Source organism: Sphingobium sp. TomTYG73 (assembly GCF_055394245.1).
In genome coordinates, this window is sequence record NZ_AP027339.1 from 1,534,080 (window position 1) to 1,548,158 (window position 14,079).

Below are 14,079 nucleotides of genomic sequence, written 5' to 3' on the forward strand. Positions count from 1 at the left end.
CGGCTTCTATGCTGAAGTCGAAACAGGGAGTGTGACAGGGTGTCGTATCAAGAGGCAGAACTGGTCAATCAGGCCGATCTGGCAAAGTCCCGGTCGGAACTGGGCAGCGCATTTCTCCGGATTCTCAGCTATTTTCGCGAGGATGGCGACAAGGCCATTGGCGCGATCGAGCAGGCGATCCGCGAACGCAATGCCATCGCGCTCGTCACGCCCGCTCACACATTGAAGGGCGAATCGGCTCAATTTGGCGCCCATCGCTTGAGCAGCATGGCCGAACGCATTGAAATGGTCGCGCGCCGCTGCGTCGAAACACGCGAGGGTCCTGACGAATTGATCGAGGTTGTCGTCAGTTTGCGGCCCTGCTTTACCGAGACAATGTCCCTCCTCGATCACGACTCCAATCCGTTAGTCGCACGTCGCCCCGCCACATTTGGCCGCCGATCCGAACCACCGTCGCAGGGGTTCGGCCGCGTAGGCTGATCTTAGCTAACATCTAGGTATTGAAATAAAACGGATCATCGCCCCATATCCGGGCAATGATCCGTTTTTCCGTTCTGGACCTCGTCCCCGTCATTGAAGGAAGCACCGTTGGCAAAGCCCTCGTCAACGCCGCGGCCTTCGCCGTTCATGCTGAACAACTCGGCTTCCATCGCTATTGGGTTGCCGAACATCACGGCATGCCGGGCATCGCATCGGCCGCAACTTCGGTAGTGCTGGCGCATATCGGACAGGCGACATCGACCATCCGCATAGGTTCGGGCGGCATCATGCTCCCCAACCATGCCCCCCTGCTGATAGCCGAACAGTTCGGTACGCTCGCAGCGCTTTTCCCCGGTCGAGTAGACCTTGGGCTAGGCCGCGCGCCCGGATCGGACCAGCGGGTGGCTCAGGCCATGCGCCGCACGCTTTCCGGTGGGCCGGATGAATTTCCGCGCGACGTGCTGGAATTGCAGGCCTATTTCGCGGGTGACGGAAGGCTCGGCTTTCAGGCGACGCCCGGCGCGGGCGAAGATGTGCCACTTTGGATCCTCGGGTCCAGCCTCTACGGCGCCCAACTCGCCGCCGCGCTGGGCCTGCCCTATGCCTTCGCCTCCCATTTCGCTCCTGGCGCGCTTGAGGACGCGATCGCGGTTTACCGTCGCGACTTCAGGCCATCGGCCCAGCTTGATCGCCCCTATGTGATGGCAGGCTATAATATATTCGCGGCGGATAGCATGGAAGAAGCGCAGCTGCTCGCCACCTCCATGCAACAGGCCTTCGTTCGTCTCCGCACGGGGCAGCCGGGCAAGTTACAACCACCCGTGCCCGGCTATTTCGAAAGCCTGCCACCCGGCGCGCAGGCGATGCTTTCGGATGTCCTGAGCGCCACGTCGATCGGCCCGCAGGACAAGGTCCAAGAGGATCTTGCCGCTTTCGTAGAGCGGACGGGTGTCGATGAATTGATCATCGGCGGGCAAATCCATGATTTCAGTGCCCGCAAGCGTAGCCTGGAAATCGCCATGGCCGCCGCCAAGGCGATTAGCTGACCGCCGAAGCTCCCTGCAAGCGTCCTCCACTCAGCACCTTGGCCAGACCGGGCCAGGCACGGCTGAGGAGCGATCCCAACAGCAATACCGCGATCAGGACCAGCAAGGGCTGAATCAACAGATAAGCGGGATAGAAGGGCGAACCGAGCTTCCCGAACAACACGCCCAGCAACGGCCCGCCCAGCCAGATCAGGATCAGATGCGAACAGAATAGCAGAAAGGCGAAAGGCTCGATCCTCAACAGCATTCCCCGCACGGGGCTTCCCGCCAGCCCCCAGGACAGCCGCCAGAAACAGGTGGCCGCCGCAACACGCACGGCAAGGTCAAGCAAGCCGACGCCTATGGCCGATCCCTGCGCCGCTTGCAGGGAAAAATGAAGCTGCACGGCCATGAGCAACAGGAAAGGGATGGCCGCTGCGGCCCAACCCAGTCCCGCAACCCGCTCCGCCAGCCCGGTTCGCCGGGCCATCATGCCCAGCACGAAGAAGAACAGGATCGCCGGGCGCATCAGCACCGGCGGCCCCCAACCCGCAAGTTGGGCGACCGCTGCGACAGCAGCAACGGCAATCAGCACGCGATTGGGCAGGCGAAGCAGCAGCGGAGCAACGACCATGCACAGGAACAAGTCGCGCAGGAACGGCATCTGCACGTTGATGTCCGGGTTCCGGGTCACGACGAACAGCTCCTGAAACAGCCAGTCAAACGACACCGGCACGGGCGCTGACAACCCAAGGGACCACGCCGCGCCGGATACCAGCAAGATGCCAAGGCCATTCCACAGGATCATTGGCAACAGGATCGTCCGCGCCTTTTGCAGCACATGACGGAACCAGCTCTGCGCGCGGGACGATCCCGCCACCAGCCACCCCGAAATGACGCCCAGTAACGGCACTGCGCTGCGCCCGAATATTTCCATGAGCAGCCAGCGCAGATTTTCCTGCGGTGTGCCGCGGGCGATTTCCAGGTCATGACCGTTCAACCCGGTCCAGGCGTGCACATAGACCACACCCAATATGCAGATCACCCGAGCTATGGAAATCGCATCGGATCGGCGCGCCGCATCGGCCGTCATCAACTGGGTCAAATGCATATCCTGATCTTACGGCAGTCAGCGGCCGATACGCATGGCGAACGATTCGCGCCAGAGCAGGTGCCCGAACGCGCGGCGGAATGTGGCGATAGCGGGGTTAACAGGGTCGCGCGATCGCAGGCGCAAAACATCGGCGATAAGCCATTTCTTTACCTATGTACGGCTACACAGGCAGGCCGAATTCCGGCAGCGCGCGCCGGAAATGAGATTCAAGGGGGGTGTATGAGCCACATGCCGGGAGCTGCCGAATTCACGCACGGCCAACCGAAGCCTGCCGCAGCCAACGCCATGGGCGCGGTTTTTCAGATAGCGGGTTCCAGTTCCAAAGTGCTGATCGACGCGGCCTCCATCGCGACGCTGGCCCATGACAGCGACCCCTGCACGGCAATGGCGGGGCAAGTCGGCAGCCAAGTGAAAATGCGTGTGGGCAGTGCATGGCTTATCGCCAGCGTGCGCTCCATGACGATGGATCGGCAGGACAGCGGCCTGATCATCGCTGACGTCGATTTTCTGGGCGAAGGTGACGAGGAACCGCTTACCGGTCGCATTCATCACTTCCGTCGCGGCGTCACCCGCTATCCTGCACCGGGCACAGAAATTTTCCCCGTATCCAGCGCCGACATGCAGCAGATCTACGCCGCCGATGACCGGCCCCATGTGCAGATCGGCACCGTCTATCCCACGACGGACACGCGTGCCGCGCTCTATGTCGACTCGATGCTGGGCAAACATTTCGCCCTGCTGGGTTCGACCGGTACGGGCAAATCCACCAGCGCCGCTCTCATTCTTCACCGCATTTGCGACCTGTCGCCCGAAGGCCATATCGTGATGGTCGATCCGCATGGCGAATATGGGGCGGCCTTTGCCCAGAATGGCGCGGTCTTCGACGTAGGCAACCTCGCTCTGCCCTACTGGCTGATGAATTTCGAGGAGCATTGCGAGGTTTTCGTCACCTCCGAAGGCTCCGATCGCACGGTCGACTGCGACATTCTGGCAAAATGCCTGCTCGCCGCGCGGCAGAAGAACCGGCTCGCGGAAAGCATCGGCAGGCTGACCGTCGATTCGCCTATCCCCTACCTGCTGTCGGACCTCACCAACATCCTGCAAAATGAGATGGGGAAACTCGACAAGGGCACGGGCGCCCTCCCCTATATGCGGCTCAAGACCAAGATCGACGAGATCAAGGCGGACCCGCGTTACAGCTTCATGTTCTCAGGCATGCTCGTCGCGGACACGATGCAGGAATTTCTGGCAAAGATCTTCCGCCTGCCATCGGGCGGGAAGCCGATTTCGATCATCGACGTGTCGGCCATGCCGTCGGACATCACCTCCGTGGTGGTATCGGTACTGTCCCGTCTGGTCTTCGATTATGCCATCTGGGCGCGGGACGAGGCTCAGCGGCCGATCCTGCTCGTCTGCGAAGAGGCGCACCGCTATATTCCCAGCACAACCACCGGCACCGGCCAGGCCGTCCGCCGCATCCTGGAGCGCATAGCCAAGGAAGGTCGTAAATATGGCGTATCGCTCGGCCTCATCACGCAGCGACCGTCAGACCTCGCCGAAGGCGTGCTGTCGCAATGCGGCACCATCATTTCCATGCGCCTCAACAATGATCGCGACCAAGCATTCGTGAAGGCCGCCATGCCCGAAGGCGCACGCGGCTTCCTCGACTCCATTCCCGCGCTGCGTAATCGCGAGGCGATCATCTGCGGTGAGGGTGTCGCAGTGCCCATCCGCGTCGCGCTGGACAATCTGGAGGAGCACCGGCGGCCCGCATCGGGCGATCCGAGCTTCACGGATCTTTGGCGTCAGTCCGGTGGAGAGGCAGACATTCTCGACCGCACCATCACCCGCTGGCGCAGCCAAGGACGATAAGCGTCAGCCCGCAGGTGCGAACCGCCCTGCGGGTTCACTCTCCGCGCTGATGCTTTCCCGGCACTCTTCCTCATGCACGGGGACGAGCAGCGTCGCCTTGCGCCAGCCGCCCTGCAGATAGGCGAGACCTGCAATCAGAAGGGCTGATCCCGAACTCACAGGGAAGCTCAACCACAAGGCATTGGCGCCCAGATACGGATAGCTGAAGTGATAAAAGCCAAGGCGAACGCCGAACAACGTAACGGTAAGGATCAATAGCGGCCTCACCACGACGCCATTCGCCCGCATCACCCCGAACAGGATCATCGTCGCGCCGAACAGCATATAGCTCCAGGTCGCAAGCAACTGCATTTTCCAGGCGGCATCGATCGCGGCCCTGTTGTCGCCAAGGAAGAGCGAGAGCAACGGCGCGTGAAACAACAGGATCACGCCAATCATCGCGCCCGTAATCAGCAGCAGATAGCCCAATCCATAAGCGGTAATCCGGCCAATCCTGTCCCACCGGCCCGCACCGATATTTTGCGCCGCCATGGCGCTGACAGCCGCACCCATGGCCATCGCAGGCATCTGCAAATAGGTCCAGATCTGCTGCGCCGCGCCATAAGCCGCCGTAACGATAAGCCCTTCGCGGTTAACCAGACCGATGATCATCAGGCCAACCGCCGACATGACGATCATCTGAAGCCCCATCGGCAACCCTTTGCCCAGCAGGATACGCAATTGGTCCGGCGCCGGGATCAGATAGCGCAGCTCCTGCCCTCGCAAACGCAGCGGCAGGTCCTTGGCATAGACATAGAAGATCAGGCCAAGCAGGCTGGCGATGCCGGCGGCCGCCGTGGCCGCCGCTGATCCGCCGATGCCCATCGCCGGAATCGGCCCCAGCCCAAGGATGAATACCGGGTTCAGCACCAGATCGATCCCGACGCTGACGAACATGAAGATCAACGGAGTGCGCGCGTCCCCAGCGCCCCGCAATCCCATCATCATCATGACGCTGATCAACGTCGCGGGCATCGCAATGAAAATCACGCGCAGATAGATCAGCGCCATGTCAAATGCTTCGGCAGGCGTTCCCAGCAGGTGCAACATTGCGGGCGATGCAGCCCATCCGGCCGCAGCGACAACGGTGCCCAATATGGTGCAAAAGCCCGTCGCTGACCCGAAGGACCGGCGGGCGGCATCCATATCGCCCCGACCCGCCGCCTGGGCGATCACCACGGTCGATGCCATGCCGAATCCGAACACGATGGAAAACATCAGGAACATGGTGATGTTCGCGTTGGCCGTGGCGGCAAGAGCCTGCGCGCCCAGAAAGCGGCCGACCCAGATCGCGTTGATCGATCCATTCAACGACTGAAGCACATTGGACGCCAGCGTCGGCACGGCAAAGACCAGCAAGGACGACGCGATAGGCCCGTTTACCAGGTCCCTTGTTTCACGCTTCCCTGCCGCCATTCTTGCCCTCCCCTAAGCGCTTCATCATTAACCGATCAGGCCAGACGATCCAGCGCCGCCGCCAACCTGTCCGCCTCCGCGGTTTTCTCGGCATGATCTTCACGCGCCTTGGCCACCGCCTCGGGCTTGGCCTTTTCCACGAAACTCGGATTGGAAAGACGCCCGGAAAGCGAATCCCGTTCCTTTTCCGCAGCGGCGAGAGCCTTTGCCAGCCTCGCCTTTTCCGCAGCGATGTCGATCACGCCCTCCAGCGGGAGGATGAAGGTCGCCTCATCGACAACGATCTGCGCCGCGCCACCAGCTACGCTATCGCCAAAGGACAGGCTCTCCACCCGTCCCAAGCGCGCCAGGGCCGCCCCCTGCCGATCGATGCGGCGTCGCGTTTCTTCCGACGCTTCGCTGACAACGACCTTCAGCTTGGCGCCCGGCGGCACGTTCAGTTCCGTTCGCGCCGTGCGCATCGCGCTGATCAAGCGGATCAGCCAGTCAATTTCTGCCTGCGCCTCGCTATCGACGGCATAGAGCGCCTGCGGCCAGCGAGCGACGATCAATTCCGTCTCGCGCGTGCCGGTCAGGTTCCACAGCTCTTCGGTGATGAAGGGCATGAAGGGGTGGAGCATGACGAGGATCTGGTCGAACGCCCAGCCCGCGACAGCCTTTGTCTCATCGTCCATCGAACCCTTGGTAAGTTCGATGTACCAATCGCAAAACTGGTCCCAGACGAAATGATAGATGGCATTCGCTGCTGCGTCGAAGCGCAGCTCGGTCATGGCGGTGTCGATCGCCTGAACGGTCGCCACCGTCTCGGCAATGATCCAGCGGTTGACCGGCGCCGCGGCGGCAGGCGCTTCATGGCTGCTCGATGCGGTGACACCGTTGGATTGCAGGAAGCGCGCCGCGTTCCAAAGCTTGGTCGCGAAGTTGCGATAACCCTCGACCCGCTTCTCATCCATCTTCACGTCGCGGCCCTGGCTTTCCATGGCGGACATGAAGAAACGCAGCGCGTCGGCGCCGAACTTGTCGATCAGGCCCAGCGGATCGACGACATTGCCCTTGGACTTGGACATTTTCTGCCCGTCCGCCGCACGCACCAACCCATGGAGGTAGAGCTTGCGCCAAGGCACATCGCCCATGAACTCCATCCCCTGCATCGCCATGCGCGCATCCCAGAAAAACAGGATGTCAAAGCCGGAAATCAACAGGTCGTTGGGATAATGGCGCGACAGCGTCTCGCCCTGCTCGGGCCAACCCAGCGTGCCGAAAGGCCAGAGCGCCGAGGAAAACCATGTGTCGAGCACATCGGGATCGCGAACCAGCTTTTTGTTGCCGGCAAGCGCCTGCGCTTCCTCCTCGCTTTCCGCGACATAGGGATTGCCATCCTCATCATACCAGGCGGGAATCTGATGCCCCCACCAAAGCTGGCGCGATACGCACCAGGGCTGGATATTCTCCATCCAGTTGAAGAAGGTCTTTTCCCACGTCTTGGGGACGATCTCGATCCGCCCGTCGCGCACCGCCTGCATTGGCGCGACAGCCAACTTCTCGGCATCGACATACCATTGATCGGTCAGCCACGGTTCGATCACCACGCCGGAACGATCGCCAAAAGGCGTCTGGATGGTACGCGGCTCGAAATCGGCTTCGACCTCCTCGCCGTCCTTGTTCTTAGTGACATGCGGCACCAGCATCCCCAGCGCCTTCATCTCCGCAACGACCAGTTCGCGGGCGCCATCGACGCCATCGCGCTTGAATCGGTGTAGCCCCAGGAAGCGCTCCGGTATCAATCCATCTGCCGTCTGCACGACATTGGCATCGGCATCGAACATGTTGAGCATCTCGGCCGCGCGGAAGCCCGCCCGCTTGCCCACTTCGAAATCGTTGAAGTCATGCCCCGGCGTGATCTTGACCGCGCCCGACCCCAGTTCCGGGTCAGCATGCTCGTCACCCACCACCTTGAAGCGCCGCCCCGTGATCGGCTGGAGAATATCCTTGCCGATCACGTCCTTGTAGCGTGGATCGTCAGGATGCACCGCCACCGCCATGTCGGCCAGCATCGTCTCCGGCCGGGTTGTCGCAACAACGATATGATCAGCACCATTGGCCAGCTTCACGCCATCGGCCAGCGGATAGCGGAAATGCCAGAAGCCGCCCTTCACTTCCTGCGTCTCGACCTCAAGGTCAGAAATCGCAGAGCGGAAACGCGGATCCCAATTCACCAGCCGCTTGTCACGATAGAGCAGACCGCGCTCGTGAAGTTCCACGAACACCTTGATGACGGTCTTCGAAAAGCCCTCATCCATGGTGAAGCGCTCATTGGCCCAGTCCATCGAGCAGCCAAGCCGCCGCAACTGGCGCGTAATCGCGCCGCCGCTCTCGGCTTTCCACTCCCAGACCTTCTCGAGGAACTGCTCGCGCGTGTAGTTGGTGCGCTTGTCCTGCCGCGCCTCCATCTGCCGCTCAACGACCATCTGGGTCGCGATGCCCGCATGGTCAGTTCCCACGACCCACAGCGCGTCCTTGCCCCGCAGCCGCTCGTACCGGATCACGATGTCCTGAAGCGTGTTGTCGAGCGCATGGCCGATATGCAGGCTGCCGGTCACATTCGGCGGCGGATTGACGATGGTGAAGGGTTCGGCATCGGGGCGTTCCGGGCGGAACAAGCCCTTTTCTTCCCAATGGGCATACCAGCGGGATTCGATTTCGGCGGGGTCGAAGGTCTTGGGCAGTTCGGTCATGGAAAGGCGCCTTAAAGCCCCTTCCCTGACCATTCCAGCGCTTTTACCGCCTTGCAGGCGTCAACCGAGCCAATGCGCGATAAGTTGGAACGCGGAGAGCCTGCGAGATCAGCGGCCAGTGATGCGGGCGATTTCCTTTGCCACCATGTCTTCCACCAACGCGGGAAGGCGGGCGTCCAGCCATTCCTTCAGCATCGGCTTCAACATGGACCGGACCAGACCATCCAGCGTGTTATCCTCGCCATCCTTGGGCGTTACCAGCATGGACGAAAGCGCCGAAAGCGAATGCCGCGCGGCCACTTCGCTTTCAACCGAGAGGATTGAGCTTTCCTCAACCGGCGCTTCGACCTGCGTTGCACGGCCAGTCTTGTGGGCAGGCATCGGCTCCTCCGCTCCAACCTCGTCAGTCAGTTCCAGCACTTCCTCGACCGCGGGTTCGGCGGGTTCGGCAGCCTGCTTGGGTGCGGCGTCGGATTTACCCCGGCGCGACGCCGCCTGCGCAGCCTCCTCGCCTTCCTCGGCAATGATGCGCTTGATGGACGAAAGAATGTCCTCCATCGAGGGTTCCTTGCTCATGTCGCCCATGAATAACCCCTGTTAACCTTAAGGTTGTTGCGCCAAACCAGCAGGCACATTGGCATTTTGTGCAGGCGTGTCAACGGTTCTGGTCGCTTCCGGCTTGGGTGCGGGACCGAAATTCCAGTCGAACCACTTGCCCTTGACCCGATCATAATTAACCATGGGATCATAGAGCGTGCCTGCTTCCAGGCTGAGGTCGTCCGCTTCCGCATGGCCCATCGCGGCCAGCAGACTGAAGCCCGCAACATAGGCATTGCGGCGAGCGGACACCAACTGCACCTTGGCGTTGAGCGCTTCCTGTTCCGCATTCAATATGTCCAGGATGGTGCGGCTGCCCACGGAATTTTCCGCGCGCACCCCTTCAAGCGACAGATTGGCCGCCTCGACCGCCTTCTGGTTGGATTCGATGCTTTGCAGCGATGCCTGCCAGCTCGCATAGGCAGACCGCGTTTGAGCGATGACGCCACGCTCAACCTCAATCTCCTGCTCCATCGCCCGCGATTCGAGCGCCTGGTTCTGGCGCACCTGCGCGCCGGGCCGGCCGCCCTGATAAAGCGGAAGGCGCAACGTCGCTCCCGCAACCACCTGCTTGTTCAGCTGCGACGGATCGGTCGGGTCATCAAGTGATCCCAGATAATGGGTATAACTGCCCTGCGCGAAACCGGACAGCGTCGGGAGGACGCCTGCCTTCGCCACCCGCACGTCATAACGAGCAGCTTCACGCGCTTTTTTCGCGGCGACAAGGTCAGGATTGTCGGCAAGCGCCACCTGCACCGCCGTTTCCGGGGTGGCGGGAAGGCCGGGGAGCGGCGGCGGCGGCTGCAAGTCATCCGGCGTGGCACCAACCAGGGCGATGTAATTTTCGCGGCTGGCGATCAGGTTCGCCTGCGCCGTCTGCAGGTTGGATCGGGCCAGCGCGAGCCGCGATTCGGACTGGGCGACGTCCGTGCGCGTCAGATCGCCCACTTCGAATCGGTCGTTCGTTGCCTGCAAATTGACGCCAAGTGCGCTGACATTCGCCAGATTGAGTGACACGACCGCGCTGTCACGGATCACGTCCATATAGGCGGCGACAACCTGAGAGAAGATCGATGCTTCGGTCCCGCGCAAATTGGCCTGCCCCGCCTGCACGCGCACCTTCGCCGCCTTCACCCCGTTGCGGACTGCGCCGCCCTGATAAATAGGAACATTGACCGTAGCGGTGCCGACGAGCGAGCGATCAGGCGCGAGGAAGGACCGCGCGGGCTTTACCAGCAACTCCTGATATTCGGTGGTGGTGCCAATATTGGGCCGCCCATCCGCCTTGCGGATCGGCACAGTCTCATCCGTCGCCCGTTGCTGCGCCCGGGTGCCGGTGAGCGTGGGGTTGGAACGATAAGCCTTTGCCAACGCGCCCTGCAGGGTTTCGGCCTGCGCGATCCCAGCGTTGAGGAGCAGCAGAGCCGTGGCGGCCGAGTGCCGAAGAAACACCTGCTTTGCCGTCATGACCCCCCCAGCCGGTTAAAAGACGAAACGCTCCGGCGCCGCAAAACCGGGCAGGATGACCATCTCAAGGTCGGTCAGGCTGACAAGACCCAGAATACCGGAAACCACCCGCCCGCTGCACAGGCGTGTAACGCCGCGCTCGACAAGACCGGTCACCACACGCGCACCATCGGCAAGCTGCCCGACAAGCGTCGCGGGCACTTCCTGCACCGCCCCATCAATGAAAAGTATGTCATAAGGTGCGCCCTGCGGATAGCCCGCTTGCAACGGGCCGCGTACGATCGTGGCGCCATTGCCCGACAATTGCGGGCCATCCTCCGTCTCGACTGCCGTCACCTGGGCGCCAAGAGCGGCCAGAAGCGCCGCGCTATATCCCGTGGCCGCGCCGATGAGCAGAACGCGATCACCCTCTTCCACCTGCGCTTCCTTGAGCAGCCGTCCGGTGGCCAGCGGCGGATTGAGCGCACGGCCGGAAGAAAGCGGAATCGAACGATCGACATAGGCCATCGCGCGCCGTTCAGCAGGTACGAAATCTTCCCGCGGCACGCGCGCCATCACGGCGATCACCCGTGGGTCATCGACATCGCTGGTGCGAAGCTGGCTTTCGACCATGGCGGCCCGCATCGATGAAAAATTCTGCTCGGTCACGATACTACCTCGATTGGCATAACTGTATTGGCATGACAATACAGCGCTGACATTACCGGAACGTCTAGATCACGCGACAAGCAACGCCAAGCGGCTTTCCACGCCCGTGAGCGATAATCTTGGGATCGGTCAACATGGCCGCGCTTGACTTTGCATCAAAAGCCGCACATTTGCGGCCACCCACGCCGAGGCCCGATGGCGGAGTGGTTACGCAGAGGACTGCAAATCCTTGCACGCCGGTTCGATTCCGGCTCGGGCCTCCAAAGCTGCCTCATCCCGCGATAAGGCGCCAGCCCACCAGAACCAGGATGATCGCCAGCAACGGCTGAAGCACGCGATCCGATGCGCGCGTCGCCAGCAGCGATCCGATGATGATGCCCGGGATTGATCCGATCAGCAGGTTGGCGAGCAGCATGCCGTTCACATTGCCGATCCACAAATGGCCAAGCCCGGCGATCAGGGTAAGCGGCACGGCGTGGACAATATCAGTCGCCACCAACCGTTGCAGCCGCATGCGGAGGGGATAGAGCGCAAGGAGCAAGGTCGCGCCGATCGCCCCCGCACCCACGGACGTCAATGTTACCATCGCCCCTAGCAGCGCACCCGCGGCAACCGTCAGCGGAGGCTGCCAACGCGTAAAGCGATCGGCGGTGCCAACGCGACGAGCCAAGGCCCAGCGATGGAATCGCCCGCGTAGGAGGGTTGCGATCGCCGTGACGACCAAGACGCCACCCAGCGCGCTAGTGACAATGCCGCTCTTGATCTGCTGCATATGCGTCTGGGAAAGGATCAGCAGCGTGATCAGCGCGGCGGGGAGGCTCCCCAGGCACAGGCGCTTCACCACCTGATAATCCGGGCCGCCATCTGGCCCGCCGTGACGGTGATGGATCGCACCACCCACTGACTTGGTGATGGCCGCGAACCATAGGTCGGTGCCGACCGCCGTCGCCGGTGCTACGCCGAACAGCAGGATGAGGATTGGCGCCATCAGCGACCCGCCGCCAACACCCGTCATTCCGACCATGATTCCGACGAACAGGCCCGCTATTCCATGCAGCCAGTCCATAATTCCCCCCACTCGGCGTTCAGTTCGCCGTTGGGCCATACGACGGCCCCCATGATGCAGCCAAGCCCTGTACCAAGGATTTTCTACCAAAATAATATAGAAAGTGATTCGAATGCGCCATCCGGTTGCTCTCGACACCCCTTCCTTCGCCCGTCTAAAGAAGGGCGATGATGAAGCTATTCATAGGCAACAAGGCATATTCCAGCTGGTCTCTGCGCGGCTGGCTCGCCTGCAAGCTCAGCGGGTTGCCGTTTGAGGAAGTCGTGGTCCCCCTCTATGATGAAGCATGGGAAAGACGGCGCGAAGGCGATGAATTCGCCCCTTCTTCAGGTAAGGTGCCCATATTGTGGGACGGCGACGACACCGTTGTCTGGGACAGCCTGGCGATCATCGAATATCTGAATGAGAAGGCTGGCGGCGACAAATTCTGGCCCACCGACACGGCGGCGCGGGCGATGGCCCGGTCAATGGCGGCGGAAATGCATTCCAGCTTCGCGGCGCTGCGGCGCGAGCACAGCATGAACATTCGCCAGATTTACGACGCCGTGCCGCCCTCTGAGGCTGTTGCGCAGGACATCGCCCGTATCATGCAGCTATGGGCACAGGCCCGGGCTCGTTATGGCGGCGTGGGCGACTTCCTGTTCGGCGAATTTGGTGCAGTGGATGTGATGTTCGCCCCGGTCGTGACGCGCTTCATAACCTATCAGCTGCCCGTCGCACGTTTTGCCGAAGCCTATATGCAGGCGGTCGTCAATCATCCCTGGATGCAGGAATGGATCGGCGGCGCACAGGCTGAGGAATGGGTGATCGATCGATTCGAAGCGCCGCCGGTTTCGAATTAAGGTTGTGAGGGGCTGAGCGGCGGAGGCGAGACGCATTTCGCTAAAATCTCCCTCTCCCCTTCAGGGCAGAGAGCCGGGGAGAGGGGAGCAACCGAAGATCAGCATGTCCCCTCTCCCGCCGTCGCTACGCTCGGCACGTCGGCCAGAGTCACGTGCCTCTGGCCGACCCCTGAAGGGGAGAGGGTGAAGATCTCCAGGCCGCAAGGAACTGCTAACAAAAAAGGGCCGGCGGACTTGCGTCCCCGGCCCTTCTTTCATCCTGATCGATTAGATCAGCCGACGATTTCTTCGGGCTTGAAGAAATAGGCGATCTCGATCGCGGCATTTTCTTCGCTGTCCGAACCATGGACCGAGTTTGCTTCGATCGACTCGGCATAATCCTTGCGGATGGTGCCTTCGTCGGCGTTGGCCGGGTTGGTGGCGCCCATGATGTCGCGGTTGCGCTTTACGGCGTCTTCGCCTTCCAGAACCTGGACGACGACCGGGCCGGAAATCATGAAGGCCACCAGATCAGCGAAGAAAGGGCGTTCCTTGTGAACGGCATAGAAGCCTTCGGCCTGCTCGCGGCTCATGCGGATGCGCTTGGACGCGACAACGCGCAGGCCTGCTTCTTCCAGCTTCTTGGTCACGGCGCCGGTCAGGTTGCGGCGCGTGGCGTCAGGCTTGATGATCGAAAAGGTGCGGGTCACGGCCATAAGGCTCAAAAGCTCCGGATTGTTGGAATTGGCGCGCCCTTTAGACCGCGCCGCTTCGCACCGCAAGGGGGCGTGGCCGCCCC

12 protein-coding genes and 1 tRNA gene are annotated in these 14,079 nt (G+C 61.7%); 5 read left to right on the plus strand and 8 right to left on the minus strand.

Annotation, left to right across the window (positions count from 1 at the left end):
- The first annotated feature begins 39 nt into the window (after nucleotides 1-39).
- Nucleotides 40-480 (plus strand): Hpt domain-containing protein, encoded by a 441-nt coding sequence (locus tag ACZ5TH_RS07780; RefSeq protein ID WP_449473535.1) that lies wholly within the window; start codon nucleotides 40-42, stop codon nucleotides 478-480.
- 56 nt (nucleotides 481-536) lie between these two features.
- Nucleotides 537-1,526 (plus strand): LLM class flavin-dependent oxidoreductase, encoded by a 990-nt coding sequence (locus ACZ5TH_RS07785; protein ID WP_464793511.1) that lies wholly within the window; start codon nucleotides 537-539, stop codon nucleotides 1,524-1,526.
- On the opposite strand, the gene ACZ5TH_RS07790 is transcribed toward ACZ5TH_RS07785, so the two are convergent.
- On the minus strand, nucleotides 1,519-2,616 hold the full coding sequence (locus ACZ5TH_RS07790; RefSeq protein ID WP_464793512.1) for an acyltransferase family protein: 1,098 nt from the start codon (nucleotides 2,614-2,616) through the stop codon (nucleotides 1,519-1,521). The two genes, ACZ5TH_RS07785 and ACZ5TH_RS07790, sit on opposite strands and share 8 nt — an antisense overlap.
- A gap of 222 nt (nucleotides 2,617-2,838) precedes the next feature.
- Between ACZ5TH_RS07790 and ACZ5TH_RS07795 the strand changes: the two genes are divergently transcribed.
- Entirely contained in the window at nucleotides 2,839-4,491 is a 1,653-nt protein-coding gene (locus tag ACZ5TH_RS07795; protein WP_464793513.1) for an ATP-binding protein, read from the plus strand.
- 3 nt (nucleotides 4,492-4,494) lie between these two features.
- On the opposite strand, the gene ACZ5TH_RS07800 is transcribed toward ACZ5TH_RS07795, so the two are convergent.
- From ACZ5TH_RS07800 to ACZ5TH_RS07820, 5 genes are all read right to left on the minus strand, one after another.
- The gene (locus tag ACZ5TH_RS07800; protein ID WP_449473540.1) at nucleotides 4,495-5,946 is read right to left on the minus strand and encodes an MATE family efflux transporter; all 1,452 of its coding nucleotides are present in this window, start codon (nucleotides 5,944-5,946) and stop codon (nucleotides 4,495-4,497) included.
- A gap of 35 nt (nucleotides 5,947-5,981) precedes the next feature.
- Nucleotides 5,982-8,681, minus strand: coding sequence for a valine--tRNA ligase (locus tag ACZ5TH_RS07805; protein ID WP_464793514.1), 2,700 nt, complete (start codon nucleotides 8,679-8,681; stop codon nucleotides 5,982-5,984).
- Nucleotides 8,682-8,789: 108 nt separating this feature from the next.
- Complete coding sequence (locus tag ACZ5TH_RS07810) at nucleotides 8,790-9,266, minus strand: DUF2497 domain-containing protein (RefSeq protein WP_464793515.1); 477 nt, start codon at nucleotides 9,264-9,266, stop codon at nucleotides 8,790-8,792.
- Between the two features lie 18 nt (nucleotides 9,267-9,284).
- On the minus strand, nucleotides 9,285-10,745 hold the full coding sequence (locus ACZ5TH_RS07815; RefSeq protein WP_464793516.1) for a TolC family outer membrane protein: 1,461 nt from the start codon (nucleotides 10,743-10,745) through the stop codon (nucleotides 9,285-9,287).
- 15 nt (nucleotides 10,746-10,760) lie between these two features.
- Complete coding sequence (locus ACZ5TH_RS07820; RefSeq protein ID WP_464793517.1) at nucleotides 10,761-11,393, minus strand: protein-L-isoaspartate O-methyltransferase family protein; 633 nt, start codon at nucleotides 11,391-11,393, stop codon at nucleotides 10,761-10,763.
- 189 nt (nucleotides 11,394-11,582) lie between these two features.
- Between ACZ5TH_RS07820 and ACZ5TH_RS07825 the strand changes: the two genes are divergently transcribed.
- A tRNA-Cys gene (locus ACZ5TH_RS07825) sits at nucleotides 11,583-11,656 on the plus strand.
- 8 nt (nucleotides 11,657-11,664) lie between these two features.
- Here ACZ5TH_RS07825 and ACZ5TH_RS07830 read toward each other — a convergent pair.
- A complete protein-coding gene (locus ACZ5TH_RS07830) occupies nucleotides 11,665-12,459 on the minus strand; it encodes a sulfite exporter TauE/SafE family protein (protein WP_464793518.1) in 795 nt (264 codons plus the stop codon).
- Nucleotides 12,460-12,626: 167 nt separating this feature from the next.
- On the opposite strand from ACZ5TH_RS07830, the gene ACZ5TH_RS07835 reads away from it, so the two are divergent.
- Nucleotides 12,627-13,301: a glutathione S-transferase family protein gene (locus ACZ5TH_RS07835; RefSeq protein WP_196224182.1), complete on the plus strand. Its 675-nt coding sequence runs from the start codon at nucleotides 12,627-12,629 to the stop codon at nucleotides 13,299-13,301.
- A gap of 272 nt (nucleotides 13,302-13,573) precedes the next feature.
- On the opposite strand, the gene ndk is transcribed toward ACZ5TH_RS07835, so the two are convergent.
- On the minus strand, nucleotides 13,574-13,996 hold the full coding sequence (gene ndk, locus ACZ5TH_RS07840; protein WP_009820765.1) for a nucleoside-diphosphate kinase: 423 nt from the start codon (nucleotides 13,994-13,996) through the stop codon (nucleotides 13,574-13,576).
- Between the last annotated feature and the right edge of the window lie 83 nt (nucleotides 13,997-14,079).

What these genes read in the sequence shown, in the direction of transcription:
- ACZ5TH_RS07785 (WP_464793511.1), top strand. Translation starts at nt 537, where the DNA reads ATGATCCGTTTTTCCGTTCTGGACCTCGTCCCCGTCATTGAAGGAAGC.
- ACZ5TH_RS07790 (WP_464793512.1), bottom strand. Translation starts at nt 2,616, where the DNA reads ATGCATTTGACCCAGTTGATGACGGCCGATGCGGCGCGCCGATCCGAT.
- ACZ5TH_RS07795 (WP_464793513.1), top strand. Translation starts at nt 2,839, where the DNA reads ATGAGCCACATGCCGGGAGCTGCCGAATTCACGCACGGCCAACCGAAG.
- ACZ5TH_RS07800 (WP_449473540.1), bottom strand. Translation starts at nt 5,946, where the DNA reads ATGGCGGCAGGGAAGCGTGAAACAAGGGACCTGGTAAACGGGCCTATC.
- ACZ5TH_RS07805 (WP_464793514.1), bottom strand. Translation starts at nt 8,681, where the DNA reads ATGACCGAACTGCCCAAGACCTTCGACCCCGCCGAAATCGAATCCCGC.
- ACZ5TH_RS07810 (WP_464793515.1), bottom strand. Translation starts at nt 9,266, where the DNA reads ATGGGCGACATGAGCAAGGAACCCTCGATGGAGGACATTCTTTCGTCC.
- ACZ5TH_RS07815 (WP_464793516.1), bottom strand. Translation starts at nt 10,745, where the DNA reads ATGACGGCAAAGCAGGTGTTTCTTCGGCACTCGGCCGCCACGGCTCTG.
- ACZ5TH_RS07830 (WP_464793518.1), bottom strand. Translation starts at nt 12,459, where the DNA reads ATGGACTGGCTGCATGGAATAGCGGGCCTGTTCGTCGGAATCATGGTC.
- ACZ5TH_RS07835 (WP_196224182.1), top strand. Translation starts at nt 12,627, where the DNA reads ATGATGAAGCTATTCATAGGCAACAAGGCATATTCCAGCTGGTCTCTG.
- ndk (WP_009820765.1), bottom strand. Translation starts at nt 13,996, where the DNA reads ATGGCCGTGACCCGCACCTTTTCGATCATCAAGCCTGACGCCACGCGC.